This window comes from Cereibacter johrii, assembly GCF_001720585.1.
Taxonomy (GTDB): domain Bacteria; phylum Pseudomonadota; class Alphaproteobacteria; order Rhodobacterales; family Rhodobacteraceae; genus Cereibacter_A; species Cereibacter_A johrii.
The window spans coordinates 39,163-65,722 of record NZ_MABH01000122.1 but is presented as its reverse complement, the minus strand read 5'-3'; the positions used below and the strand labels follow the sequence as shown (position 1 = coordinate 65,722).

Sequence of the window (26,560 nt, the reverse complement as noted above, 5' to 3'; positions counted from 1 at the left end):
ACGGCCTCAGGAGCAGATTGAGGAGCATGTAGCCGTTCCGATCCGGCCGCCTGAGGGGGCGTAATTGCCAGCAGGGTGCCTGGCACTTTGAGAAGGAGACCGCGCGTTAAAATTTGAGGTAGAGATGAGATCGCAACCGCTCTACTCTAGAGGGAAGGGGTTCGTTAAAACGCTTCGATCAAGGCCGAATGATATCGATAGGCGGATCTGGATTATCTTAGGTTCACAACTTGTGCTCGGCCGCATTCGATTCCGGGCCTCCTTGTATTTGGAAGGTGGCTGCTGAATTTCATTGCTCCCGTACCTTTTGCTGCGTGTAAATGAGGCGCGGTATTGATTACCGGAACTCAACAGGGAGATTGATCATGAAGCGTTATACCAAAGTCATTCTGCTCGGCTCTGCCATCGGCTTTGCCCCGCTGGCTGCCGCTGCAGAATCGGTTGCCGTGGCGCTGAGCGCGAGCTTCGAGCCGGTCTACGCCTATACCGAGCTGGACATCGTCGCGACCGGCACGGTTCCGGGGCAGGTCGTGATCGTCACCGGTGAAACCGACAATGCCCTCGGCTGGCCGGTGCAGCATGACCATGCGGTGACGGGAACGGGCGAAACGTCCGATACCGACGTCACCGTCACCGGCACCGCCTCGGGCATGATGTACGATGGCCAGGCGCTGACTTCGCTGAGCGTCGCCGCCGGCATTGGAGACAGCGCGGCCGCGACCGCCGCCTCGACGCAAGGGGCCACCAGCGCCAGCGCCGCCTCGACCCTCGATGGCAACCCGATCTTCCTGGAAACCGACTTCGACGGCCGCTCCAACGCGTACGAGTCGGCGATCGTCATCATGGCGGCTGACCGCCGCCCCGACTGAAGCCCCCCCATCCAGCAAACCACCCCGTGCCGCAGGGCACGGGGTACCTGGTTGAGACAAGATTCCGGGGGCCGCCTGCGCCACCGGTTACTGATGAGGACAATGAGGCATGCGGCTTCGCAGATTCACCTTGACCCTTTCGGCATCGGCTCTTGCTCTGGCAGCGAGCATCGCCAGCGCCGACGACAAGGCGATCCTCGTCGAGGGCACCGCAGGAGACAAGGCACCGGCCCCTCTGACAGCCTCCGACCGGGGAAACGGCCCGGCGCGGGTGGTGCCTCTTACCGGCCGCTTCGTGATCAATGGCGAAACGCTCGATTACGGTCAGGGTCCGAGCCTCTCGGTCCTGTCCCTGTCCGGCTCGTCCCGGGACTGGGATGTGGAGATCTCGGGCATCCACCCGATCCGTCAGTCCCTCCGCGAACAGGTCGGAAGCGACCTCTATCTGCGCGAGCAGACCGGCTGGTACTTCCAGGCAACCAATGTGGATCGCCGGCGGTCCGTGAGCGTGACCCGTCGGGAAGCCGTGGATATCTACGGCTTCCAGCTTGATCTGACAGTGACGGGAGGCTGCTTCTTCCCCGACTCCGCCCCCGACAGCTACTGCACCTACACGCCGTCCGTGGAGATCGATCCCGAGAGTATCGACCCCGACACCCTCATTCCCGGGGCCTTCATCTTCGGGGAGGAGGCAGGGGGCGAGATCTCGCAGGAAACCCACGAGGCCCTGAAGGCCGAAGGATTTCAGCGCGGCGTCGACGGCGGCGAGGAGGTTGTCGGCCTCTCCCTCGCAGTGCCCAATTCGGGCTACGAGTCCAGCGAGAGCCGTTCCCACCTGAATTCCGTGGAGCGTTACGAGTCCGTCGACAAGCGTGCCATCGGCGGCCTCTACCGTTTCAGCCAGAAACTGAGCAGCAACAGCGAGGAAGCCTCGCTCGCCCGGACCACCCGCGGCCTCGTTTTCCTGAACGCGAATGAATGGACCACCGAGGCCGCCGCCACCCAGCTGCTCGCCTGGATCCTGCCCTCGGCAAGCGCGCCCTTGCAGGGAACGGATCGCAACGCGCGCCTGAGCATCGGCAACAACCTGTTCCTGGCCGCCAACAACACCTGGCTCCCGGCCAACAGCTTCACGGCCTACCATGCGGGCGTGGGCCATGTGGAGCACGCCAGAAAGCCGGTGCGTTCCGCCGCCGACACTCCGAAATCCATTTTCAACAGCTTCTGGATGGGCTTCTCGCCGGTGCGGGATATCGACACCGACACCCGGGTCCGGCTGCAGACGACGGGCCCGCGGCAGAGCATGCTGGAGGATGGCTATGCCTTCTCGCAGGGCGGGATCGATACCGGCCTTGCCGGCGATACTGCAATCTACGTCGTGGACCAGATCAGCGAGCGGATCGCGCAGCTTGAACTCGCCAATGTCGACGATCTCTTCATCCAGTCAGGCCTCGATCTGACGCGTCAGGATGCCATGGCGCTCTGCACCACGACGGAGACGTCGCGGTACAGATATGTTCCGCATCTCGCCTTCTCGGGCAACGTCACCTCCGGCACAAGCGTCTTCCGCTATTATGCCGGTGCCATCGTCGGCGACGAGACGAATGCCTATGTAGGCTTCGATCACTCCTACACCGGCCTCAGCGGGCTCTCCTTCTATCTGCGAGGCGAGCATTACACCCATCCCGACCGGGACTATTTCAGCACGGTCGAGGCGCGCATCAGCAAGGCCGTACAACTTGGAAACGGCGCGAGACTCTCCTTTGGCCTCAGCGCCGCAGAGGAACTTGATCGCGCTCCCGCCGAGCAGGCCAGCGTCACCCTCAACGATAACGACCGAACGTTCGATATCGCAATGTCCTATCGCACCCCCAAGGGCCTGACCTACAGCCTGAGCCGCCGTCTGGTGCAGGCCGAGGATGGCGAGGAAGATGAGAGCACCTCGATCGGGTTCAGCTACAGGGCCTCCGAGGACTGGTCCTTTACCAGCCAGATCACGCCTTCCTCCAGCGAGGATGCGTACATCGCTGCGCGCATGGGATTTTCTTGGCGCCCGTTGGGCAAACCCGGAGCGCCCGTCCTCGGTGTCCAGTGGGCGTCCATCAAATATGATTATGGCGAGGATCAGTTCGGCAACGAGCTGCGCGACCGGGAGGACACCCTCCTCGTCTCTTACAGCATGAAGTTCTGATCCAGGGGAAAAGGAGCATTTCGATGACATCTGAGATCGCGCGTTCGGCTTTGATCGGGCTCGGCCTCCTCTTCTCTGCCCCGCTTGCCCTCGCTGAGTCCGTCTCCCCCGACGCATCTGGCGTGAGCCTCGTCGTGATCGGCAATGGCGTTTTCGGCTCGGATGACTTCGCCATGACTGGCCTCAATATCGTCTACGGCTCAGGGCCGGACGGGGCTCAGTTCGACTCGAGTCTGGAGGGCCTTGAATGGGCCTGTGACGATGCAGACTGCACCTCCCGGTCCGCCAGCTACGAAGGCATCGAGAACTGGAGCGTCGTCCAAACCGTCCGCGCCTGCGGACAGGCCGACTGCACCTTCTCCTCCCAGGTCGGACTCCAGCGCAGCGAGTGAGGTCATCGAACGGGCAACGCCTTCGAGCCCCCTTGCGCAGGCGATGGCGGGTTTGCGCGCCGCTTCAGTGCATTCGCTACGCGCGGAGCATGCGCGGGTTATCTAAAGCCTTCGGAGGTGGCCCGGCGAATGATGAACGCACCCTCGGTGCCGCGCCTCGCGTCGGCAAGAGCGAGCGTGAAGCTGTGGCGGCTGGCGATGACGCTGCCCGCCACGAGAGCTTCTGGGCGCGGCTCGGAGATGCGAAGGGGTGGCCGATCGGGTTCTTCATGTCCGCTGGACGGGTCAGCGACTACGCCGGCGCTGCTGGGCGGCCTGCCGAAGGCGGACCGGTTGCTGGCAGACCGCGACTACGATGCGGACTGGCTGCGAGAAGCGTTGAAAGACAAGAGGATGAAGGTTTGCATCCCCGGCCGGAAATCGTGCAAGACCGATGTGAGATACGACAAGAGGCGTAACCGCATTGAGACCATGTTCAGGCGACTCAAGGACTGGCGACGGGTCGCTGCCGAATACGACCGCCGCCCGGGCACCTTCTTCTCCGCTATCGCACTCGCAGCCCTCGTCCTGTTCTGGCTCTGATAATCAATGAGTCTGGCCCTAGGGCGCGCACTCCAATCAGGGCCATCAAACAATACTGGATCTTGCCGGTGGCCCACCTGCCAACTGCAGCATCGGGGCGGCGTGATTTTTTTGTCCGGCCGATGTCTTCCGTCGGAGTATGGCTGGCCGCTGAATCAGTCTGCTGCCACGGACCCTATAGCGGGCTCGCCCAAATGTGATGTTCTCTTGTGGATATTAATACCAATGGCGTGCGGCGCAACTTTGGGCATATCTTGAGCGCTGTGGAACTCCAGATGAAATTTCGTAAATACTGGCCAGTGCTGGGCTCAACTGTGAAGGGGACACCCAGTTTTGCCGAACTTGCGGTACCTCATCTGACTGGCCAAAGCTGGGACATGTCGGCATCTGCCGCCCCTGTGATGGCGGGCTGATCAAAATTCGCCCTGCGAAGAAGAAGGGCACCGGGACAGCAGAGGGACAATAGATGGAGCGGGTCGGACCCCTGCAAATGGACTGTGACGCCGTAGATCTCGATGCCCTTTCACGGGAGGAACTGGAGGAGCTGCAGGCCGAGGTCACCGCGGCCATCGCGGCCATCGAGAATCGGCGCAAGCAGGAGGCCGTCGCCGAACTGGCCAAGCTGGCCGGCGAATTGGGCTTCAGTCTGGGAGACCTGACAGGAGTGAGCGAGGCGCATTGGCGGGCACCGCTGCCGTTCTGCTATGCCAATCCTGCCAATCCCACAGAGGTCTGGCGCGGGCGCGGGCGCAAGCCGCGGTGGTTCGCGCAGGCGATGGCTGCGGGATGGACGCCCGAAGAACTGCTTGTCTGAAAACTGAGGGTCCTTTTTCCAAGACGAGCCATGTCCTGTCGTAGAGCGGCCCCTTCGGTTGTCGCGGCGGACAACGGCAGGATCTTCGCAGACCGCCAGCCTCTTGCCAAGCATTCGGTCACTGGCTGCGCACGGTGCTTTCATCTTCGCGGCAGCGCGTGCAGGCCCGAGAACAGGAGGCCAAGATGCGCTGGAAGCGTCCGCCGCCGGAAACGTCCGAGTCGCTTGAACGTCGGTGTGCTGCACGAAAGCCCAAACGGCTGTGGCGGTGCCTCCGACGAGACGGCCGAACATTCGCCTTGGCAAGGGTGCGCCTTCGCGAGCGCCGGGGTCAGTCTGCGGCGGGTGTCACTGGTCAGCACCTAGACCCCATGATCGCGGTGTGACCTGACCGGATCGTTGGCTTCTCCCGCGGCGTCTCCTTCGGGGGTTGCGCAGACGGGCTGGTGCCGAGCCTCATGTACGGGGGAGAGACCGCATGCAAGATCGCTGTTCATTGGGCTGTATGTCCACAAGGCTGCGATCTCGGCGGCTGTTGCGCGAGGAACCGCGGGGGCGAGGTCTGGCACTGGGGCACGACCCCAAACCGGCCCTATCACGTTTGCAGGTTTGTATCGACCCGGCGGAATCTGCACAGGTTAAGCCGCTGAAGCGAATGCGTCTGCGGGGGTTCTCATGTCCAGCGCCTGATGCGGGCGGCGGTGGTTGTAGAAGGCGATCCAGTCGCCGATGGCACGTGCCGCGTTCTGGAGGCTGTCGAAGCGCTGGCGGTGAACGCACTGCTCCTTCAGGGTCCGGATCACGCGCTCCACCATGCCGTTCTGCTGGGGACAGTGGGGGGTGATGAACTCCTGCTTCAAGCCGTAGCTGCGGACGAGGGCCGTATATTTTCGGCTGGTGAAGAGTGAGCCATGGAGCCGCCACTGGTCCCGAGGCCCATGGCGAACGCCGTTGTCGGACCTCAGCAGGAACTCCTTCGTCACCCGGCCGCGCGTGCCGAACCGGTTGATCAGCGCATGTTCCAGCGCGCTCGCGGCCTTGGAGGCCTTGCCCGAGCGCGACAGGTGCCAGCCCAGAAGCTCGCGCGTGTGGCAGTCGATCACCAGGGCGAGTGTGGCCCAGCCGTCGTGCCCGGCCCAGACCCGGCAAAGGTCCGTCGATCAGCGCTCATTGGGAGCTGTCGCCACCGAGGGCACCGCCTCGATCCTGGATCGCATCCCGATCGGGCGTTTGCGCACCTGCCAGCCCTTGATCTGGAAGACCCGTTGGACCGTGTTCTTGTTGAAGCCAAGAAGCCAGGCCACGGTGCGGTAGCCGAAGGAAGGCTCCTTCTCGATCATGGCCTTGATCGGCTCGGCGAAGCGCGGATCCACCTTCGGCGCGGCCTTGGTCGGCTTGTAGTACACTGTCCGTCGCGGCACGCCGAACCACGCACACAGCTTGGTCAGCGGCACCGTGATCCCGTCCGCCAGAAGGCCCTCATGGAGCGTCCGGATCAATTGCCGTCCTCCCGCTCCATGAGGGCCACCAGCTTTTTTAGCCCGCAGCTCCAGCATCGCCTCGCCGTAAGCCTACTGGAGATCCTTCAGCTGCTTCTCGTACTGCTCGCGGATGTCGTGCGGGTTGGCCCTCAAGGCGTTCTCCATCCCCCGCTTCGCATCCTCAACCCAACCCTCGATCTCGGAGGGTGATCGATCATAGGACCGGCTGGCCTCGGCCAACGTCCTTGTTCGGGCTTACGCGGCGCCACTGGCGCCACGGTCCCTCACAAGTGCCTTGGATGATCTCCACCACGAGCGCGTTTCCGGGGCTTACGCGGCCGCACCGCGGCCACGGTCCCCTTCAACTGCGCTTCGCCGTCCACCGCTTGATCGGGTCGTCCATCGTCACACTCATTGCTACCTTACTCCTTGTAGCATGAGCAGATTTTCACTGGGTCGATACAGGTTTTCCGATAAACTGGGCGGCGGCAGCCCAAGCTCTTCGACCAATGGGTGCCAGCGCGCACGACGCCTGATCGTCGCGGAGCTATGCGAGCAGAACGACGAGTGGCAGACCTCGAGCCGGCACATGATGTTCGAGGCCTTTGCCCGAGCAGACATCGAGAAGACCGTCCCCATTCTCAGGATAACCGTGAAAGCCGCCTGATCAGGACCTCAAGCCTTCCGAAAATTCACACTAGCTTGACGGACGCGACCCTCAAGCCGCAGTCCTGCGACAAGGCCCCTCTTAAGATTGAATACGTTCACTTATGACGCCCGACCGAATTCTTTTGGGACACTTAAGGGATAAGTATTCGACTTTAGCGCACATAGGCGTCTCCAGCCAACCGCAACCGACTTCGGTGCGAAGGTGCGGTTGCCCCTAAGTGGCAAAGCCTATGCCTTGCTAACCCTTTCCTATCGGATTTTGCCGGGTAGCGACTTTTTAGACTTTGACAGGATGAACCGGAGAAGATCTAAGCTTGCGCGAGAGGATTGGGCGCGGCGCGATACATGAAAAAGCTTCTCACATTTCTTGCGCAGCCCATTACTTGCGAGCGCCGATGCGCGGCTTCTCCTGTGTCGTCCGGATGCAGGCCCGGCTCCGAATGGGCGACCTCCAACGCCGGAGCAAACGCAGGAATTACTTCGAGAAACATGCGCGGAAATTTCCATTTTGGCTTGGTCGGTTCCGGCACCTGAGACTGTTGTGCACGCATGCCGTCAGAAAACATGATCCGTTCAAAAGCTTCTTCCGCCTGTCCTCTGAGCCCGGGCGCCGCCGAACTCCCAAGATCTTGGGTGATTTCCCGCACCTCGGTGACAAAGGTAGGGATGCCTGTCGCTAAAAGAAGCGGCCAGTTTCGTCAAAGAGACATTGAGCCAACGGGGGCTTTCTGGATATGGGCATGAGAGTGGCGAATGGTGGATGGCCCGATCCTCGCGCTGAAGGGAACAAGGAGCCGGCAATCGTTCCGCTTCGCGAAGGTTACACTGAAGCCGTAATCGGTTCCCCGCCGGCCGAGACGCGCCTCCTGACCGAGCGCGAACTCGACTTTATTCTGCACGACGCCCGCTGTGGCTCGTTTGAAAATGGACCTGGGACGCAGAAAGGTCAGCGCGCGGCAAGCCTCTGGGGTCGGCTCCTCGCGCGGCTGCGGCTACGATGACGGCTCGCCGCCCCATGATGCGCACACGTGCCAGCCTGATGGCGGCGATGGAGGTGCCGCGGGAGAGCACCGCCTCCTACGGTGTTCTCGATATTGACCGGGGGGACGGACAGCTCGTCCCGCTCAGGGGCATGGTGGAGACGCCTCGACCAGAGGCCACGCCCTGGACCGGTCAAGCTCGTCAAGCCGAACGACGGCAAGTCGGATCGGCGACGGCGTGCAACTTGGTGTTCATGCCCTCCTTGGTGCGCCCGATCTGACGTGCGCGCCCCCTTTTCTCACCCGCAGGCTGGAGGCCGTGCGATGCGCCTTCAGGTCCTTGCGCGGGCATGCTCGGACCGATGGCGCATGCCCGCTCATGTCGATCATGATCGTCTTGCGCTCGGCTCGGCGCCCAGTTCACCCTCACGATGGCGGCCTGCAACATGGCCCGGCTCCCGAAGTTGCTGGCGGCATGAGATCAGGGGTCGCGCCAGAGCATGCCGAACCCGGAGAGCGGACCTCCCTCGTCAGACTGCCACGGGAAACTGTTCCGGCGGAGCGACTATCTCAGCGGCCTGTTAGGCTCCAGATCCGTTGATCTTGGGCGGATCGCCTGCTTCAGGCCTCGGAAGGAAACCTGACCGATGAGCAACCTCTACTGGCCATCCGAGGCGCAAATGGAGCGCCTGAGGCCGTTCGCCGGGACGACAGTCCACTGGACTGTCGTCTGATCCTCCTCATTTCCGACGAGCCATGGCAAGCCCCGCGTCGATGACCGGCGTGTGCTGAGCGGCATAATCTTCATCATTCGCAATGGCTTGCGGTGATGCGATGCGCTCCGGGAGCATGGGCCCGCGAAGATCCTCTACAATCGCTGGAAGCGTTGGCGCGAGAGCGGAGTCTTCGCCAGGATCATGATGAGCCCGGCGGCCGAGAGTGCCGAACACAAGACGATCATGATCGACGTGAGCGGGCGTGCGCCATCGGTCCGAGCATGCCCCGCAAGGACCTGAAGGCGCGTCGCACGGCCTCCAGCCTGCGGGTGAAAAGAGGGGGCGCGCACGTCAGATCGGGCGCACCAAGGGGGGCATGAACACCAAGTTGCACACCGCCGCCGCTGCGAAGGGGCGGCCGATCGGGTTCTTCATGTCCGCTGGACGGGTCAGCGACTGCGCCGGCGCTGTCAGGCAACCTGCCGAAGGCGGACTGGTTGCTGGCAAACAGGGGCTACGAGGCGGACTGGCTGCCAGAAGCGTTGAAAGACAAGGGGATGAAGGTCTGTACCCCGGGCCGGAAATCACGCAGGACCGATGTGAGATACGACAAGAGGCGTTACAAGCGGCGCAACCGCAGCGAGATCATGTTCGGGCGCCTCAAGGATTGGCGACGGGTCGCTCGCCGGTACGACCGCTGCCCGGACGCCTTCTTCTCCGCCATCGCACTCGCAGCCATCGTCCTGTTCTGGCTCTGATCATCAATGAGTCTGGACCCTAGTCCGCTTCCCTGAGCGGACGTCTGGTAGCTTTAAGTCATCCTTTCCCTTTTGGTTAATACTTGCGATACCGAGCGCGCACGGGAGATAAGATGCCACGCGTTATTTTGCATGGTATGCACAGACAGGGCAATCTAAGTCGAGCCGAAAGCGGTAGGCTTTCCCTTAATAGCGCGCCGTGCTGCCCTGTGCTGCCTTCGCGCAGACACTGCGCCGAGAATAAGTATGGAGTTGTCCAATGGCCTTTCAATTGCCAATGAAGGGTAGAAAACAGTGATGCCGAAGAAAAGGATTGCTCTTGCGGAGAACCAATGTCTCGTCCGCGAAGTGATCGCCGCCTACCTTGCAACGCAAATGGACGCAGAGATCCTCGAGGCCGCAAGCGTCGAAGAACTCAACGATCTGATCACGGGCCAAGGCCCCGTCGACATGATCTTGCTCGATCTGCTCCTGCCGGGGATGATGCCCGGGCTTGAGGCGCTTGAACGTTTGGTCGAGATGAACAAAGGTCGGCCAGTCGTTCTCTTTGCCAGCGGTGCCGCGCCGAACGTCGTCATCGAAGCTCTGGAGAAAGGGGCGGTAGGTTATGTCGATAAATCCCAGGGTGCCCGATCACTCGTGAACGCTATCAATTTCATCCTGGCAGGCGAGACCTATCTGCCGGCCTTCCTGCGCCTGACACCACGACGCAAGGCTACCGATGAGCGGGGGCTGACGCCGAAGGAACTCCAGGTTCTCACCGGGCTGACCGGCGGATTGATGAACAAGGAAATCGCTCAGCAGCTCGGGATTACCGAGGTGACCGTAAAGATGCATGTCCGCGCGATCTGCGCCAAGCTGAATGTCAAGAATCGGACCCAGGCCGCGATGGTGGCCTCTCAATTCGGTTACGCAACCACTGTGGAGTCCAATAAACGGCCTGCGACCAGTGAAAGTGCCGCATCCAATCCTGCTGTCCGGAGTGGCATGAGCGTTTGATCTTCGACGCCTGCCGCGAGGCCTAGACTAGCGCCGAACCTATCACTGTTGTGGCAGGTGCGCCGCCGCCGAGATGAGGGCCTGTAAAGGAGGGAAACAGTCGTAGCTTGAGAAGGCCTCTAACTGAGGCGGCGGCAGAAGCCGGCGTCTCATCCACTATTTTACAAATTTTGGTCGAATACACTGGCTCCCTCTTAGGAACAAACCGGATTTAGCGCAACGGCGAAGATGCTGAGAAGCCTTTCCGTCAGAATCCTTAGGGCGACTCCCAGGAACTGTCGGTCGGTTTCACCGGTTGTCAAGCTGACAGAACGAAGCATTTATTGCTGATGAAAGCCCGCGTATAATATCCCAACTTCAGCAACTTTTTTGCAAAGCTCACATGACACTCAAACATAACAAACCAGAGCATAAGAACGCAGCCGCGATCTGCGAAGAACGGGAGGCGCTAGAACTGTCTGCAAACCCCACAGGGTTTGCTGCGCAGGAAGGAGGCTCTCTCAAAGATATCAGCCACTTGAACAGCGTCGACAGTCCGCCCCCCCCTCGAACTGGCACGAACGGAGCGCCCAGGCCGTTTGGTGGGTGGGCCCTAGATGCGGCCAGAGAACTGGAAAGGCGCGCCTTTACCCCGATCGTCTCCCACCTCTTCTACGCCAGTGATCTTCGCCGAGGTGCAGCCTTTCTCGCCCTTGCCGCTTGGTGCGCGCCTCACCCAGACCAACGCAATCTTTTTTCCGACGTGACGGTGGAGGAGTTCGTGGGTTGGCTCTTAAAGGAGGACCCTGCGGAAATTGCAGAAGTGCTCGACAGCCGCAGGAGCGACCTCCGAAGCCTTGCGCTCTCCGGTAAGGAACCGCTGGCGCGTCCGGAGCAATATCGAAACCCCTTCGTGTGAAGAACAGGGGCCTTGCGGGTCCACGATATTGGACGGCGAGCCTGTGCTGGCCGATCCAGCGCCGTGCTCTGAGCATCGGATGGATTATCTGCTTGCGAGGCCGCGCTGTCTTGCGGACTCGAACTGGCTGCTCCTTGGTCAACATATTTTTTTGAACAGTCTAGGCGGCTTCCCGGCGAGCCATATCGCCCCCCGTTCGATACCTTAGACTGTATCCCGCGATGTAAAGGCCCTTCGTAAGATACGGTGCGACGTCGCCTTCTCCGTGTTATCGGATCATGGGATGCTCGATGAAGGCTTGGCTCGCCCTCGAGCTTCATGTCAGTCGTGTTCCGCCCTCCGAGGTCGATGATCGTTCGAAAACAGGCACTGTCGTAGCCACGAGTGCTTATTTAGCCGGAATTGATGTCGCAGAGAAGAATTGCCATTGCTGATGACCACTGCCTTGTCCGGGAGGTGATGGCCCATTTTCTGAGGGCCGAGATGGAAGCGGATGTACGGCAGGCCAGCTCTGTCGGAGAACTCGAGACCCTCATCGAGACGGAAGGACCATTCGACGTCATCCTGCTCGATCTGATCATGCCAGGCATGACACCCGGGCTTGATGCAATTTCCCGTATCAAGAACATGAACCAGGGCGGTCCCATTCTTCTTTTTTCTGGTAGCGCTTCTCCAGGTGTTATTTATGACGCATTGGATCGTGGATTGTCAGGATACATCGAAAAGAGCCAAAGCGCTCGCTCGCTGGTGAATGCAATCAACTTCGTCCTGGCCGGCGAGACCTATATACCTATGGCCTTCCGGCTGAATGCTGCTCGCGCCTCTATCAATGATGAAAAGGGGCTATCACCGAAGGAAGTTGAGGTTCTGCGCTGCCTGATAAACGGCATGATGAACAAGGAAATTGGTCAAAGCCTCAGCGTGAGTGAAGTGACTGTGAAAATGCATGTCCGCTCAATCTGCTCCAAATTGAACGTCAAGAACAGAACCCAGGCTGCCATGGTGGGCTCTCAGTTCCTTCTCGCCTAGCCAGCAGGATCCGACCTCCACAGGATTAGTCCTCGCGAGGACTCTGATGATGTGGCCGTCGCCCGGCAACATCGATGTGTCAAGGGGGTCTGCGACGGCCAATCGAGGAGGACGGTCATGTCGGAGATTGGCGCTTTCGGGCACGATCTGGCGGAGAATGTGCCTCAGGCGCACGGGGCTGAAGCCTCCGGCTCGATACAGGAACGCCCACGCCTTCCGCTTATCCAACAGAAATTCATACCAGCGGCAAAGGCGTCTTCTGGAAGTGACTGCACCTCCCTTGGATAGGTTGTGGAAACGAAAGACAAATGCGCGCCTCTCGAAGTGGCCGGTAATGTATTCATCTCATATTGTAGCAGGGCCGCAGGAATGGGGGGCGCATGATGTATATTTCGAATGAGACCGACAAGGACCGTTCGGGACCAATCCCCTCCAAGCGTGATACCGATCTCGAGGCAGTCAGTCGGGCCCTTGATCGTCAGGCCGAAGAGGAACGGTTGATCCCGGCCGTTTTTTGGGTCGTTGTTTCTCCTGCCCTCTTGATCCTCATCGTGCTGATTGTTTGTGCCTGACAGCACTCCCCTGTAGGTCTAAAGGCCCTGATCATGGATTGGCAGGCAACATGCGCCACTGTGTTGGTTTCAGATCGATGAAGGACTGTTCCGTTGCGGAGGAGCCGATGGGCAAGAACATCCCGGAATGGTACGTTCCTCTATTGTCCTAACAGGTCCGGCCTGAACAGCCCGGTTAGCCGGCCGCGAGGCTGTACTGCTGAGATCGGCGTCCGGGGTGGTCGCGATCAGCAAGCTGGCCGACCGGCTTGTCGCAAAGAGGTTGGTCGCCCGGGCCGAGGCCGGTGGACGCGGTCAGGGCAACAGTTCCGGTGTTGGCCGCAATGGCCGATGCGAATGACGCCGAGTATTTCGGCGTGCTGTCCCAGACCGACCGCGAAGCGCTGAGCCGGATCCTGCAAACACTCGCCGCAAGGCGGTGACTCGTCAAGACCCCGGTGGACTGACCCGAGGGGCTGCAAGCTCACATCAGAAACATGAAAGCAACCGCCATGGACGCGGAACGGACTGCTATTGCCGAAACCTGCCTGCATGCCGCGCATCATGGCAGCCTCAGCTTTCCCGAGATCGTCGGCAAGCTCATCGCCGCTGGGATCGAGGGCTATACGGTGGACTACCGTCGCAACACGCAGACCTTCTACTTGCCGGACGGCGACAGTCAGGTGCTGGACATGCCGCGGCAGGCCATGAGCCCTTCGCGGCCGCTTTCGATGGAGCCGAGCTGGAACGCTTGGTCCGCTGGGCGCAGGCCAACGGGGCCGACTACAGCTGTGCGGAGTTCAGCCAAAGGGCGAAAGCGGCCGGTTGCGCGGGCTATCTCGTTTCGTTCCCTGGCCGGCGCGTGCTCTATCTCGGCCGCACGGCCGAAGTCCGCGTCGAGCATTTCCCGGGCTGAGACGACATGACGCTTTAGATCCTCTAATCAGCGGGGGCGCTTCACGCCGTGGCGTCGGGCGCGGTGCTGATGCGGGGGAGTATCGGCGCCGCGCCACGGTCCCGGCATGCCTTGCCGTAGTGGGCAGCACAGTGGCGCTAGGGTTGGAGCGGCACGTTCCTGGGAAGCGACGCTTGCCGGCCTCCAGCTCCCATGTGGCAATGGGGGCTGAATGCAGCACCGCTGACCAACAGTGACGCGATAGTGGCCGTGTTGGTGAGACGACCTGCGCATCAAGCGGAACGCCGCCAATACGTGCTACAACGCGAAACCTTTGGATAGGACGCTGTTTTCACTCAATCCATTGAGAAGACGTGGGCGGAGGGAGACAGGCAGGCCAATCCAGCCTTTTTGCTGTCGAACTTCGGGGCGCGGCCCCAGGTTTCGCAAGATCATCCGCGATCGTCGCCGGAGCGGCGCGGCGTCAGCATGAGAACGCCGGGCGAGGGAGATCTGTCAATTTCCACGTCCGTTCGACAACAACTCGAAATAGGCCCGTCCGATCTGGTCCCACGTATAGCGGCGGCGGGCAATCTCTCCCATGTCCGTGCCGATCCGGGTGGCGATTTGCGGCGACAGGGTGCGGACGGCGGCGGCCAGCTCGGCCGAGTTCATGAAATAGCGCGCCTTTCCTTCTGTCGTGTGACGGTTGAACGAGCAGCCGTGCGCCAGGACAGGAATTCCGAAATGCATCATTTCTACCAAAGACGGATTGGTGCCGCCGGCGGAATGGCCGTGGACATAGATCGAGGCCCCGTCGCGGATGGCGCGCAGGCCGCGCGGCTCGTAGATGGGATCGAGTGTGGTGATCGTGGGATGATCCTTGTAGCGCGCCTTCAGAGCGCGGCCGTAACTGCTCCTGTCCCAGTTGCCGACGAAAACCAGCGGCGTGTCGAGCCCGGAGAAGGCCTCGAGGATCAGCGCGACATTGTTTTCCGGCTCGATCCGGCAAAGTGCGAGGGCGTAGCGGCTGGGCAGGTTGACGACCGCGACCGGGTCCGGCTCCGCGTCCAGCGCATGATTGCCGCCATAGGGGATGACCTCGCACCGTGCGCGGTAGGTTTCGGACACGTAGTCCGCAATTGCCTGGTTGTCGGCGATCACCACATGCGAAAACCGAACGGCAGCCCATTCAGAGGCTCGCAGGATTGCTTTTGCCAAACCTGTCCACTTTTCGCGTTTCCACTCGATCCCGTCGATATTTGTGACTATCCGGGCGCGGCTGAAAAGTCGCACCAGTGGCAATGCGAGCGCGCCAGAGACGCCGAGCAGCAACAGCTGGTTGTCGCCGCGCCGGACCGCGTCAAACAACGACAGCGCGTCGTAGCAAATGCTCTGCGGGCCATTGGCGTCGAGGCCAATATAGCGCAGCCGAGCGGTGCGGTAGGTTTCGGGCTTGTTCGGGAACGCTTTGGCCGAGCAGTAAATGGCCAGATCGGACCTGTGGGCGGTGGCGTCGTGATACTCGACCAAGTTCTGCGCCAAGGTTTCGAACCCGCCGTAGCCGCCCGGCACGCCGACGGTGCCGAGGATGGCGATGCGAGGTTTGCTCACAGGCAGTCTCCATCGGTTTGATACCGCCCGTCGCGGCGCGCGTCGGAAGCCGCGAGTACAGCCTCTGTCGCGTGGAAGATCGGCGCCAACCAGTCGGGCAGATCGACCGTGGTGGCGCGGTTTGGGTCAGCGAGGGTAACAGCGGCAAAATCCTCGAAAACGGGATCGATCGGCAATTCGAGGAACGTCTGAAGCCGATCGGCCCAACCGCGCGGGTCGGCGCACATCGCCTCATACGGAACATGCAATGTGCCCTCCCCGTCGTGGGCAACAAGCTGCAGGCCCTCGCGCATCGTCACGATCCACTCCACCGCCGCGCGCGCTTCGTGGTTGAGTTCGGCCATCTTCTCGGAATGGATGGCAAGATCGGGGTGTTCCGGCACAATCTGGTCGACCAGCAGGCGCCATTTTCGATCGTCAGCCCCCCCACCAGTCATGCGTTTCACCATCCACCTCGGTGCCGAGGCGCTCCGACCAATGGCGGATTGATCCACAAGTGGCCAAGCCTCCGCGCGACAGGAACAGGAAGCGGGCGTCGGGGAAGATTGCGCGCAGGAAGGCGGTACGGAAAATCATTTCGGGATACTTGTCGACCACGCGCGGCGCGCCGCCTAGCCGAGCATAGCCCCCGAAGACCCGATGCGCTCCGCGTATGACTGCCGGCGTGGCATCGCCCGAGTTCAGGCGGTAGCGCGCCGGATTGCGATTGTAGCTACCGATCAGGTCTTCGCCCGGGTGCAGACGGGCCCAGAGCGCCTTGGGTTCATTGAGAAATCCCACGTCACGGTGCATCGAGAGGACAATGCCGAGGATCGTCGTGCCTGACCGTCCTGTGCCAAGGATGAACACGGGCGCGCGCACATGTTGCAATTGCGGCAGCTGCTTCAGGACGCGGGCCAGCGCGAAGACCACGGGATTGAACCAGCGCCCACGAGTGGTCAAAGGCCTGCCTTCAAACAAAAAATAAGCCAGAAGGCGAGGCCAGAGCCGGAGAGGTCTAGTCCGGATGTAAGTTCGGTCTATTTGCGCGATCATCTTGGTTGCTCAACGGGAGTTACCTCCATTTCCTCGGCGCGCGGTAAAGACCGAATGCGCCAGGAGAGGAGAAGAAATGCCGCGGCCAAAGCGGCCTCGGCCGAGAGGAAGGCAATCGATGCTCCCAGCGCCTGGGCGAAGAATGCGAGGGGAAAGACCATCATCGCGTAGAAGATGAACGCGCCGACTACCGATTGGGTGTAGGCCGAGACATGGCCCCGGGCCAGAAGAACGTTCTGGCCCAAGACAATGGTGCCAGAGGAGACGAGCGGGAAGAAGGCGAACACCTTCACCATGGCCGCGAGTGTGGTCGGGTCTTCATCGGTGAAGAACGCGGCGATCTGGCTGGAGAAGGCGAACAATCCGGCCGTTATCAGCGCGCCTGCCCCGAGATAGGCGAGGAAGACAAGTCGGAAGGCTGCGCCAGAGCGTTCGGCGGGATCGTTCGCGAGCGAACAGGCGACCGGGTAAAGCGCGCGCGATATCGGCGTCAGCAGGAACAGCGAGGCTTTGCGAACGCGGTCCGCCAGCGCGAAAAGGCCGACGGCCTCGGGCGTGGCTACCATGCCGAGCGCCAGCAGACCGCCATTCTGGTAGAGCGCGACGAAAAGCCGGGAGAGGAAGACATCGAACGAGGTAGCGAGCACCGACAGGATTGGACGCACCCGATACGGCTCCAACACTACATCGCGCCCAAGGCTTCGCACGAGCAGGAAGCCGAGCGAGAGCGCCAGCGGCAGGGAGAGTGCAACGACGTAGTAAAAGCCCGTGGGCCATTTCTCCAGCGCCAGGAAAACCAATGGCAGCGACAGGAGCCGGGCGAGGGCGAAATGCACCGTATATCTGCGTTCGAGGCCGAGGCTTTGCGACACCCAGAACGGAAAGGCCACGTTGGAAACAGTCACCAGCATGGCGGCGAACGCAAGGCTCCAGCCTCCTGTCGAGATGCCCAACGGCAAGAGGGTAAAAAGCACCGCAAGCGCGACTAGACCAATGAAAATGCTCCATTGCGCGTAGAGGCGCTGGACGATCACCACGTTCTTCGCTGCGCGCGACGATTGGGCGCGCGCAGCGTCTTTGATGCCGCTGAGGTCGAACGAATATTCCGACACCACCGAGGCGACGCTGCCAAGGGCGACGGCGGTCCCGAAGAAGGCGATTCCGTCGAGCCCGATTATGCGCGTCGCGAACGGCACGGTGAGCAGGGGAACGATCGCGGTGGAGGCCTGTAGCGCGTAAATCCAAAGCGTGTTCAGTAAAATCTTGCGGATCATCTTCTTTCCTGGAACAGCCTCACGCCAGCCTGCCCGCTTGCGCCGCGGCATAGATTTCCAGAAGCTGAGCCAGGTGGGCCTCGGCTGCGAACCGTTCGGCAATGTCGTGCCGCGCCGCATCGCCCATCCGCCTCAAGTCGCAGCCATCAAGTAAGGCGATAACACGCAACAGATCCTCCTCGTCTCCGGGATTGAACAGGAAACCGTCCTTACCATCCCGGATCAGTTCAGGAATTCCGCCAACGCGGGCGCCGATCACGGGTACCCCGGCGGCTTTCGCCTCAAGGACGGACATCGGACAGTTTTCATACCATTCAGAGGGCACTACGACTGCGCGGGCATTGGCGACGAGACCGGCCAGCGGCGCCCCGGACATGTAGCCGAGGTATTCAATGTTTGGGTGTGAGGCGATGGCGGCGGCAAGGTCTCCGGCCATTGCCCCGGTTCCGGCAATCTTGAGCGCGATGTTGCACCGTCTTGCCGCATTCACGAGCGTACCCACACCTTTGAGTTTCTCGATCCGACCGAAATAGAGCAGATACTGCCCCCGATTTGCGGCCGGAACCTCGTAAGGCAGGTCGACGAAATTGTGTAGCGTCGTAAGCTTGTTCCTCGGCACGCCCGCCCGCTCCATGATCCTGCGCTGAAAATCGCTGACGCAGATAAAACGGGAAATGTCGCTTATGTCGCCCTGCAGCCTCGATGCCCAGAACTCTGCAAATACGGCAAGGGAATGGACGAGTGACCCGCCCTTGCAGCGATGCCGTAGGACATTCAGCGTGCTGCCTTCAATGCAGTCGTCGCAGACCTTGCCGTCGCGCTCCATGGTGTAGATCGGGCAAGCCAGCTTGTACTCGTGCAGCGTCTGGACAATGGGAATGTTATGGCGTCTCAGGACCGGCAGGATCGAGGCGGTCAGTTGGCCGTAGTAGATGTGAAGATGCGCCAGATCGAACGGGCCTTCGGCTTTGATCAGATCATCCAGACGTCGCGCGGCCTCACGATTGTGGATATACCGCGTGATGTCCTGCAGCCGCGGCGCTCGGGTATTGAGAGTTGCCGGGAAATACGACGCATAGGGGGACGGGGCGTCACCCTCGCTTGCCGCCGCGTAGCTAACGACACTGTGCCCGGCGCGCTGCAGCAACTCCGCTGTGCGAAAAAACACTGCGTCCGAGCCGCCGAGGATCCTGTGGTAGTTGTTGATGGTAAGGATCTTCACATTCAAGCACTCCGTTTTCCTGCTGTTTCTTGGAGGCGCGCTACGGTTGAATCCCGGTCGATATTGCAGGCGATGAACCGAGCGTAGCCGACAAGGAACCAGAAATAGAAAGAGAACTGTTTCACTTCCAGAATTTGGTTCATGATCCCCGTCACGAATATGAAGACAAGCAGGTTGGCAACCGCAGCGTTGAGCCGCACAATTTCGAAAATCCGTGGACCCCTAGACAACAGCACACTGCGAACGAAAAGCTTCCCAAGGACGAGAAACATCGCTCCGGCGCCGATAAGTCCATAAAAGATGAGTAAGGCTACCCAATACACATCTTCGATGGAAGCTGGGGAGAACATTAGCAAATATGGAAGTCGATAACCTTGACTTTCCAGTATCGTGACCGTTCGAACTGGGTCGCCGCCGAGACCGAGGAGAACATCCCCAGAAAAAGACCCGATCATCTCGAAATAAGTCGTCACTATGCCAAGCCGCTGCAGTTTTGCAATCTCGATGTAGTCGCCCGAAAGAAATGAGAGGAAGCCAGTGTCGGGTAATTTTACTATACCCAGTTCCATGAGGAGCGCAAAAGGCCCAACTATTGCCATAAAGGCTATGGAGCTGTTCAAGATACGAAGGGCGTGCCCGGATAAAATCCGGTCGAAGTGGAGATATGCCGAAAGCATAAGTGCAAGAAATGCAATTTTCGAATCGGAAAGAAAAACAAATATGGCAACCGGGGCGAGCCAGATCAGAGAAAGCGCCAACTGGTTTCTGCCATTGGGGACTCCTGCTCCGGCGTATGCAATCCACCACGCTGCCAGAAGGAAGGCAAACTCAATGGTGTTCAGAGCAGCACCAAAGGCAACGCCAGCGGAGCCGCCCTCCATTTGAGAGGTGCTCACCAGTGCACCCGATTGGTTCTGTCCGATGAAACCGTATGGGTTGAACGATGCCGCGATGCTGGGAAAAAGCACTTGGATGGATGCAAGGCCAAGGTTCACCATAACTGCAATCGTGAAGAAGCGAAAAAACAAACCCATCTGCCGGGAAGAAAATCCAACATTTGCTACAACATATGCGACAAGGACATAACGCATGGTCGCTTTCACTTGGAGGACGCCGACGAGGATGTCACCCCCGTTCCAAGCTGTCGTTAGTACCGAGAAAAAAGAAAAAAACAGCATCAAAGGCAGACATCCCGGACATATGTCTCGGTACTTTGCTTGCCCGCTCGCTGTACGTATGCCTATAAAAACAAGAAATGTCAGAAATACAACGCCGTCGGAAACCTGTTTTGCCAAGAGCACGCCTGTTTCCGATCTTATCAGCCAGGCGGCGATATAGCTTTCGAAAGGCAAGTACAACGCAAGAAGTATATAAATCCAACGTATTGCTCTCATGGTTGAGTCCGGCGGAAAATGGACATGGCCTTGGATAAAGCGTTTCTGCGATGAGGCGATTTACGAGCCTGAGCTTTCACATTGAGCGGTCTCGCGATCAATGTGATCGAACCCAGGCAAGAACGGGATTTAATGATCGTTTCGTTTCCATATCAGCGAGCTTTGGGAAGGGCGAACTGAGATGGCACGACAACATCACACGGATTCACGAAGCCAACAATCAAACTTTTGCCGATTATCTTCGATGAATCTCTGTGCGCTACTTTTTTGCTTATTGCCTTCCTGCCGAAGTTTTGACCTGTCCATCAGGAGGTTGACGAGCGTCTGAGCGATGGTTCCCGCCTCTAGGTCTTCAAGCAAGATACGATATGGAACAGTGGGCGAAAGCATTTGGCTCGCGCCAAAACCGTCAAGGCACAGTGTGGGCACCTCGTAACTGGCCGCTTCGAGGTTGATATAGCCGCCCAGTTCCAGACTCAGCATCACGTGCAAACGGCTGCGCTGCAGATAGCCGGCAACAGCGCTCCGGTCCTGTCGGCCAAGCACAGTCGTGCCACCGCGTTCCTCTCGATAATCGGATGGAAGGCTCCCGTTGATGATAAGGAAGGACAGGGGATGCCTGGCGCCGGCTTGGCGGAATGCCTCGGCGATCAGACCCATGTTCTTGATCGGGATATCTCGGCCAACCGCGATGGCATCGTACAGCTTTTCGCGCGACGGGTCGGGGGGCGGCAGATCGCTCAGGTAGTCGACATTGAGCGCGGAGAGCACGTCGATCTGACCTCTACCCTTGCCGGCGAGGGACGCAGACAAGCTAGGGTGAACTACGGTTCCGCGAACCTGCTTATGCCGCCTCAGAAACGAAACCACGGGCATTATTGCCAGCCACATCAGTTGCGATTTAAGCACCAGAGCCGTCGGGCACGGCGATCGCCACGGTATCAACGGAATCATTCCTGCTGGTCCGTGAAAGATCTCGAAGGCTTTCGGCAACAAGATCGGCGTCGCCAGCTGCGTATATGTCAGGAAATGTACCTTCTTTCTTCCAGCGGAGCACGAGCGTGCGGCCATGAAAAGCTGAAGCAGAACGACCCAGAAAAAGAACCGGACGTAGCCGACAGGAACCAGTCTGCGCGGCAGGTCGAACGGCCATGCGACGACCCTGACCGTTTCGAACTCGAGAACCGCACCAGTGCGACCTTGGTCGCTGCTGGGGAAATGCGATGCGATGGTTCGGAAATCCTCACGTGTGGTGATATAAGTCGCCTTTCGGCCTGCATTTCTGTCTGCTTCCAAGGCATTCCAGCCGACTTCACGGTCGCTTCCGTGAAAAGGGGCTAGGGCAAATGTCACGCGGAAGCTGTCTTGATACTTCAGCTCCGCGGCGAGGGTGCGTATTTCACTAAACATCGCTCAGTCCAGACGAATTATGGCTCGTGTTCGGATGGAAATCTTCAGACTCTTTATTGCTGCTGACATCGTTTCGCCAAGAGTAACGCTGATCGATCCCGATAAATCAGCCGACAGGTCCTGTACGCCAATTCTGCATCGATACAGTGAAACTCTGCTCATGCTGCAAGGAGTGAGGTTACGAAGAGCGTGACGATGGACGACCCGATCAAACGCTGGACGGCGAAGCGCAAGACGGCGCTCGTGGTGGAGGTCATCCAGGGTGCTTGTGAGGGACCGTGGCGCCCTTGCGCCGCGTAAGCCCGAACAAGGACGTTAGTCGAAACCGGCCGCCTTATGGAGCATCTGATCAACGCGTTCGGCTGCGCCGAGATGGTGGCCAGAACGCCATGGCGGGCGGCCAATCAGCTCTTACCGGAATTGCCGCTTTAGGCTCGCTGGAGCGGCGGTTTGGCGGTTGTCCGGCAGACTCGTCTTCATGCCATCAACCTCCGTCGCACCAGGAAGAGGTTGCCGAGCGCGAACAGGGAGAAGGGCTGGGCGCGGTTTGTGGCAAGTCCCCGGTAGCGGCTACTTCACAATGCCTAACTGGCGTTTGATGACGCGGAAGGGGAGCTCGACCTTGGCGCGGACGATGGCGATGACACGGTTGATCTGCGCATCGACGGGATGCCGTTCGCCACCCTTTGGTGCCTTGCGCATGACACCCCAGGCCTTGCCTGGAGCCTTGAACGCCGCCTCGCGCTCGGCGCTGACATAGCCCTTGTCGGCCCAGGCCGACGTCTCCTTGCCGTGCAGCAGTTCGTCCCATACCTGACTGTCGTGACGCTTGGCAGGTGAGGTCTCGAGCCCGTGGGTCACGCCGCTGTCGGCATCCGCGCCGACGTGCGCCTTCATGCCGAAATACCAAACTTTGCCCATTCTCGTTGATGACATCTCGGGGTCGCACGCCTTGGCCTTGAGGTGTCCATCGTCAGGCGCTCCGATATCGCGACTGCAGTTCCTGAAGAGCCGCTCGATGAATTTCTGAGAAGAGCGCCCGATCCGGGTCTGTTTCGGCACCTGAACGTGCGGCTCGGTGCCATCGAGAATCCAGCAGGGGTGACGGTCGGGAACCTGCTCGCGCTGGGTAGTCAAGCGGTCCAAGAGAAGGAGAAGCTCCTCGCTGTCCGATGAACCGCGGCGAACGGCAGGTATGGCGCGGGCAGTGCGGGACCCACCGAGCAGGAGCCGGATGGGGAAGAGACGCAAGAGGCGCAACCTGCCAGGAAGGAGGTCAATAGCTGCCGCACGGTGCCCCGCTTCAAGCGAGAACACCTAACCTTCCGGTTTCTGGCGCGGGCGCCACTCTCTGCCGCAGACTATAATTGATAAGGATGCGCAAGGGAAGCTTCGGCTCGTCGAACAGGGCGCGTGACCTGCGCCCCGATTTGTTATCGTTCGGAAGTTGGTTCTGTTCGTGGTTGGGTCGTCTGTTGACCGGTGAAGGAACTCCCGCCGGGTTAGGCCGTCGAGGCTCGTATGCGGGCGGTGCTACGCTCGATACGGCACGCGCATCCGCGGGCCGAAGCGGTGGGATTTGACGAAGTCCCGGAGCCCTCGTTGAAGCGGCGCTGCCCGATTCCAATAGCGTTATGGTCGATCAGCACGGTCTTCATGTTGTCATAGACGATCGTGTGGCGGCACGCCGCCGCAGCGTCTGGCGGCCTCCGTTTCACGTCTGGCTTCGCCGCAAGGCCTCTCGCTTGGGGCGGTCCTTCATGAAGAGCTTCCACGCGAAGCCCAGCGTGTTGTCCCCGTACGAGATCGCCTTTCGCGGTAGGGCGAGGAGATCGAAGGCAGGGGTGGCCTTGGCCCTCTGGCAGGTCACGCCCGTCTCGTAGCCGGCGCTTGCGGCGATATGGAGAGTCTCGATCCCCACGGAGCCGTAGGGGTAGCACATGTGGGTGATCTCGGTTCCGAGCTTGTCCTGCAAGAGCGCCTTGCTCTCGCGCAGCTCCGCCTCCTGAACGATCCGATCCTGCTCCCCAAGCCGGAGATGATGCAGGCTATGGCTCCCGATCTCGATGCCCCTCCGCTGGATCTCCCGGAGCTCCGCCCAGGTCATGAGGGGGGCCGCTTCATGTCCGGCCGCACTCAGCCAGTCCGCCCGCCCGCCGACCATGCCCGCGATGGCATAGACGATGGCGGGAAAGCCGTGCTCCTCGAGAACGGGGAGGGCATGATCGAGGAAGTTCCGGCAGCCGTCGTCGAAGGTCAGCACGGCGGCACGCGGCGGGATCGGCATCTCTCCGCGCAGCGCCCGGGCGGCATCCGTCATCGAGAGAACCTCCACGCCCAGCCACTTCAGTGCCCGCATCTGCGCCCGGAACCGCCCCACGTCGCAATAGGAGGCACGATGGGTGCGCATCCGGGGGAAGTTCCCGACCTGATGATACATGAAGATCGATAGGCCGTTCATCGCACCGCTTCCCGTTCCAGAAGCCGATCGTAGCAGGTGACGGTCCTCTCCAGCATGATCTCCTCGCGGAAGCCTGTTTCGAAGCGGGATCGGGCCTCGGCGCCCATGCGCAGACGTTCGGCGTCGTCCTGCGCCAGCCTCGCGATGGCATCGGCGAGCGCGGCCGGATCCTCCCGGGGCACCAGCAAGCCGGACAACCCGTCCTCGATGACCTCGGGGATGCCGCCCACGCGCGCGCCGATGGTGGGGCGCCCCGCCGCTGCGCCTTCGATCAGGGAAAGGCTCAAGGCCTCGCGCCGGGAGGGCAGGAGCATCACATCCATGCGCCCGAAAACCTCCTGAATGTCCGACCGCTGTCCCCAGAACTCAACCAGATGGCCGAGGCCCAGCTCGGCCGTCAGCGCCCTCATGCGCTGCGCCCAATCGGTCGTATCCGCGCCGATGAAGACCAGGCGTGCCGGGACGCGCCCCGAAAGAAGGCGAAGCGCCTGCAGGGCGATGTCGTGTCCCTTGACGGGCTCCATGCGCCCCAGCATGCCGAGCATCAGCGGCCGCTCATTCCGGATGGGACCCGGTGCCGGAGGAGCCGCCGCGCCTGCGTCCGGGACGCCGAGATGGACGAGCGGGACATTGTCCGCCGCGAAGCCCTGCGTCAGCAGCATGTCGCGCACGGCCCCCGAGACCGCGATGATCGGGTGGTTCGGCCCGAACCATTTCCATGCGGTTGTGGAGTGAGCGGTCGCAATGACAGGCCAGCGAGTTGCGGCGGCCCATCTCGCGTAGCGCGTTCCCCGCTGACCGTGGCCGTGGAGAATGTCCGCCTTCCAGCTGCGCGCGAAGGATCGGAGCCTCCATGCCGACAGCGGGTCGTACATCCCATGCATCGGGAGATGGATATGCGCATGTCCGGCCGATGTCATCTGGTCGCCCAGCCAGCTGTTCAGCGGCCCGGCATAGGCAACTCGATGGCCGCCCCGAGCGAGCGCGTTCGACAGGGCGAGCACATGGCGCTCGATCCCGCCCAGGACGTGGCTGTGCGCAACCATCACGACGCGGCGGGTTCCGCGATCAGTAGCGAGAGGCATGATTGGATCTGCTTTCGTGCGGACCGACCGACACCGCGGACTTCCCTGATCCTGCCATGAAAGTAAAGGGGGAGGCCCGCCCGCGTGGGAGAGCCGATTTGCTTCGGCGCCGGTGACGCGCCTCAGGCGGGGGCAAACCGTTATCGCCCCTATGTCAGTCGGACGTCCCGAGGTAAGGCGAAATCGTCCTCATCCCTTATGATGGGTAGCCTGCCACCCGGTGGCCATGATCGACGCGACCGATCCGAAGGCGCAGTGCGTGTTCCGATCCTCCCAAAGGGGCCGGCGGATCGCAGGAGCGCCTGCAGCCACGCCCCGGCTGCAGCGCCAGACCTCGCGAGCGACGCTCTGGAGCAGCAATTTGCGCAAATGCCGGCTGATCGTGCCCTTACCCCGTCATGGCCGGGGCCCTTCACCAGGGGGCTCCATCGCCCTTCTCCCTCGGCACCACCAGTGCGCGGCCGGAGTCCGGGTGAGGCAGCTGCAGCATCGGCAGGTCGTAGATGCGTTGCAGGCGGATGGGCTGCAGGATGTCGGCGACAGGGCCGCTGTCGAGGATCTTGCCGGCCCGCAGCGCCACGAGATCGTCGCAGAAGCGCGCGGCAAGGTTCACGTCGTGCAGCACCATCACCACGGTCAGCCCCTGCCGGCGGTTGAGCCCGCGAAGGAGCGACAACACCTCGATCTGATGCGCGGGATCGAGCGCGGAGGTGGGCTCGTCCAGGAGCAGGCAACCCGCCCCCTGCGCGAGGAGCATGGCGATCCAGGCTCGCTGCCGCTCGCCGCCGGAAAGGGTCTCGACGGGACTATCCGCCTGGTCGGCGAGGCCTGCCTGGCGCAGGGCGTCCTGCTGGCGGGCGCGGTCCTCGGCGCCGAAGCGGCCGAAGGCGCCGTGCCAGGGAAAGCGGCCGAGCGCCACCAGCTCGGCCACCGTCAGGCCGGGGACGTGGGGCGGCGTCTGCGGCAGATGCGCCAGTTGCCGGGCAAGGTCGCCGGCGGCATAGGCGCTCAGAGGCCGGCCGCGAAACAGGACCTGCCCGGCGGAGGGCGCGAGCTGCCGCGTCATCAGGCGCATGAGGGTCGATTTTCCCGAGCCGTTGGGGCCGAGGATGCCGGCCACGGACCCGCGGGCGATGCGGAGATCCAGCCCTTCAAGGAGTTGCCGACCCGCGATCTGCACGCTCGCCTGACGGAGGTCGAATTCTGGAGAGCTGTGGGTCATGGATATCCTTCGCCGTGAC

At 61.2% G+C, this 26,560-nt stretch carries 24 protein-coding genes and 4 pseudogenes; 12 read left to right on the top strand and 16 right to left on the bottom strand.

The annotated features are described in order from the left end of the window. Positions 1 to 365: 365 nt before the first annotated feature. The 5 genes and pseudogenes from A9O63_RS09875 to A9O63_RS09855 all read left to right on the top strand — a co-directional run bounded on the left by A9O63_RS09875 (position 366) and on the right by A9O63_RS09855 (position 4,848). A complete protein-coding gene (locus A9O63_RS09875) occupies positions 366 to 869 on the top strand; it encodes a hypothetical protein (RefSeq protein WP_069331780.1) in 504 nt (167 codons plus the stop codon). A gap of 109 nt (positions 870 to 978) precedes the next feature. Beyond that, the gene (locus tag A9O63_RS09870) at positions 979 to 3,060 is read left to right on the top strand and encodes a hypothetical protein (protein ID WP_069331779.1); all 2,082 of its coding nucleotides are present in this window, start codon (positions 979 to 981) and stop codon (positions 3,058 to 3,060) included. A 23-nt stretch (positions 3,061 to 3,083) separates the two neighbouring features. Continuing rightward, positions 3,084 to 3,452 (top strand): hypothetical protein, encoded by a 369-nt coding sequence (locus A9O63_RS09865; RefSeq protein WP_069331778.1) that lies wholly within the window; start codon positions 3,084 to 3,086, stop codon positions 3,450 to 3,452. Between the two features lie 239 nt (positions 3,453 to 3,691). Continuing rightward, positions 3,692 to 4,034, top strand: a pseudogene (locus A9O63_RS09860) (transposase); the annotation flags it as partial. A 466-nt stretch (positions 4,035 to 4,500) separates the two neighbouring features. Next, a complete protein-coding gene (locus A9O63_RS09855) occupies positions 4,501 to 4,848 on the top strand; it encodes an H-NS histone family protein (protein WP_235836950.1) in 348 nt (115 codons plus the stop codon). 638 nt (positions 4,849 to 5,486) lie between these two features. On the opposite strand, the gene A9O63_RS23165 is transcribed toward A9O63_RS09855, so the two are convergent. The 3 genes from A9O63_RS23165 to A9O63_RS23335 all read right to left on the bottom strand — a co-directional run bounded on the left by A9O63_RS23165 (position 5,487) and on the right by A9O63_RS23335 (position 6,569). Further along, positions 5,487 to 5,951, bottom strand: a complete 465-nt coding sequence (locus tag A9O63_RS23165) for an integrase core domain-containing protein (RefSeq protein WP_205631832.1) — start codon at positions 5,949 to 5,951, stop codon at positions 5,487 to 5,489. 57 nt (positions 5,952 to 6,008) lie between these two features. After that, on the bottom strand, positions 6,009 to 6,347 hold the full coding sequence (locus A9O63_RS23160) for a hypothetical protein (protein WP_205631831.1): 339 nt from the start codon (positions 6,345 to 6,347) through the stop codon (positions 6,009 to 6,011). Positions 6,348 to 6,419: 72 nt separating this feature from the next. Then, a complete protein-coding gene (locus tag A9O63_RS23335; protein WP_235836949.1) occupies positions 6,420 to 6,569 on the bottom strand; it encodes a hypothetical protein in 150 nt (49 codons plus the stop codon). A 289-nt stretch (positions 6,570 to 6,858) separates the two neighbouring features. On the opposite strand from A9O63_RS23335, the pseudogene A9O63_RS23765 reads away from it, so the two are divergent. Next, a pseudogene (locus tag A9O63_RS23765) lies at positions 6,859 to 6,996 on the top strand (IS256 family transposase); the annotation flags it as partial. A 310-nt stretch (positions 6,997 to 7,306) separates the two neighbouring features. Here the strand turns inward: A9O63_RS23765 and A9O63_RS22725 are convergent. Both A9O63_RS22725 and A9O63_RS23715 read right to left on the bottom strand, forming a co-directional pair. Further along, entirely contained in the window at positions 7,307 to 7,645 is a 339-nt protein-coding gene (locus A9O63_RS22725; RefSeq protein WP_141703069.1) for a hypothetical protein, read from the bottom strand. A gap of 559 nt (positions 7,646 to 8,204) precedes the next feature. Further along, positions 8,205 to 8,386 (bottom strand): annotated as a pseudogene (locus A9O63_RS23715) (hypothetical protein); the annotation flags it as partial. Positions 8,387 to 8,625: 239 nt separating this feature from the next. Here A9O63_RS23715 and A9O63_RS21990 point away from each other — a divergent pair. The 6 genes and pseudogenes from A9O63_RS21990 (at position 8,626) to A9O63_RS21980 (ending at position 13,855) form a co-directional block, all read left to right on the top strand. Further along, positions 8,626 to 9,452 (top strand): annotated as a pseudogene (locus A9O63_RS21990) (IS5 family transposase). 297 nt (positions 9,453 to 9,749) lie between these two features. Next, positions 9,750 to 10,451, top strand: coding sequence for a LuxR C-terminal-related transcriptional regulator (locus A9O63_RS09830; RefSeq protein ID WP_069331775.1), 702 nt, complete (start codon positions 9,750 to 9,752; stop codon positions 10,449 to 10,451). A gap of 382 nt (positions 10,452 to 10,833) precedes the next feature. After that, a complete protein-coding gene (locus A9O63_RS21985) occupies positions 10,834 to 11,349 on the top strand; it encodes a hypothetical protein (protein ID WP_235836948.1) in 516 nt (171 codons plus the stop codon). A 405-nt stretch (positions 11,350 to 11,754) separates the two neighbouring features. Continuing rightward, positions 11,755 to 12,378 (top strand): response regulator transcription factor, encoded by a 624-nt coding sequence (locus A9O63_RS09825; RefSeq protein ID WP_069331774.1) that lies wholly within the window; start codon positions 11,755 to 11,757, stop codon positions 12,376 to 12,378. A gap of 380 nt (positions 12,379 to 12,758) precedes the next feature. Beyond that, positions 12,759 to 12,950, top strand: a complete 192-nt coding sequence (locus A9O63_RS09820; protein WP_069331773.1) for a hypothetical protein — start codon at positions 12,759 to 12,761, stop codon at positions 12,948 to 12,950. Between the two features lie 476 nt (positions 12,951 to 13,426). Continuing rightward, complete coding sequence (locus A9O63_RS21980) at positions 13,427 to 13,855, top strand: hypothetical protein (RefSeq protein ID WP_205631830.1); 429 nt, start codon at positions 13,427 to 13,429, stop codon at positions 13,853 to 13,855. A 485-nt stretch (positions 13,856 to 14,340) separates the two neighbouring features. Here the strand turns inward: A9O63_RS21980 and A9O63_RS09810 are convergent, their stop codons facing one another. From A9O63_RS09810 to A9O63_RS09760, 11 genes are all read right to left on the bottom strand, one after another. Further along, positions 14,341 to 15,438: a DUF1972 domain-containing protein gene (locus A9O63_RS09810; protein WP_069331771.1), complete on the bottom strand. Its 1,098-nt coding sequence runs from the start codon at positions 15,436 to 15,438 to the stop codon at positions 14,341 to 14,343. Further along, the gene (locus A9O63_RS09805; RefSeq protein WP_141703068.1) at positions 15,435 to 15,887 is read right to left on the bottom strand and encodes a hypothetical protein; all 453 of its coding nucleotides are present in this window, start codon (positions 15,885 to 15,887) and stop codon (positions 15,435 to 15,437) included. The genes A9O63_RS09810 and A9O63_RS09805 overlap by 4 nt, the downstream gene beginning before the upstream one ends. Further along, positions 15,856 to 16,350: a sulfotransferase family protein gene (locus A9O63_RS09800; RefSeq protein WP_167354616.1), complete on the bottom strand. Its 495-nt coding sequence runs from the start codon at positions 16,348 to 16,350 to the stop codon at positions 15,856 to 15,858. Before A9O63_RS09800 ends, A9O63_RS09805 begins: the two co-directional genes overlap by 32 nt. Before the next feature lie 119 nt (positions 16,351 to 16,469). Next, on the bottom strand, positions 16,470 to 17,747 hold the full coding sequence (locus A9O63_RS09795; protein ID WP_069331768.1) for an oligosaccharide flippase family protein: 1,278 nt from the start codon (positions 17,745 to 17,747) through the stop codon (positions 16,470 to 16,472). 19 nt (positions 17,748 to 17,766) lie between these two features. Then, positions 17,767 to 18,969 carry a glycosyltransferase gene (locus A9O63_RS09790; RefSeq protein WP_235836953.1) on the bottom strand — a complete coding sequence of 401 codons (1,203 nt, stop codon included), beginning with the start codon at positions 18,967 to 18,969 and terminating at the stop codon, positions 17,767 to 17,769. 2 nt (positions 18,970 to 18,971) lie between these two features. Next, on the bottom strand, positions 18,972 to 20,363 hold the full coding sequence (locus A9O63_RS22715) for a hypothetical protein (protein WP_141703067.1): 1,392 nt from the start codon (positions 20,361 to 20,363) through the stop codon (positions 18,972 to 18,974). A gap of 195 nt (positions 20,364 to 20,558) precedes the next feature. After that, a complete protein-coding gene (locus A9O63_RS22710; protein ID WP_141703066.1) occupies positions 20,559 to 21,773 on the bottom strand; it encodes a glycosyltransferase in 1,215 nt (404 codons plus the stop codon). A 570-nt stretch (positions 21,774 to 22,343) separates the two neighbouring features. Further along, complete coding sequence (locus A9O63_RS21970; protein ID WP_141703065.1) at positions 22,344 to 22,919, bottom strand: transposase; 576 nt, start codon at positions 22,917 to 22,919, stop codon at positions 22,344 to 22,346. A 568-nt stretch (positions 22,920 to 23,487) separates the two neighbouring features. Beyond that, positions 23,488 to 24,234 (bottom strand): polysaccharide deacetylase family protein, encoded by a 747-nt coding sequence (locus A9O63_RS09770; protein ID WP_069331763.1) that lies wholly within the window; start codon positions 24,232 to 24,234, stop codon positions 23,488 to 23,490. After that, entirely contained in the window at positions 24,231 to 25,319 is a 1,089-nt protein-coding gene (locus A9O63_RS09765) for a glycosyltransferase (protein ID WP_084295752.1), read from the bottom strand. Before A9O63_RS09765 ends, A9O63_RS09770 begins: the two co-directional genes overlap by 4 nt. 412 nt (positions 25,320 to 25,731) lie before the next feature. Further along, positions 25,732 to 26,541, bottom strand: a complete 810-nt coding sequence (locus tag A9O63_RS09760; protein ID WP_069331761.1) for an ABC transporter ATP-binding protein — start codon at positions 26,539 to 26,541, stop codon at positions 25,732 to 25,734. Positions 26,542 to 26,560 lie beyond the last annotated feature (19 nt).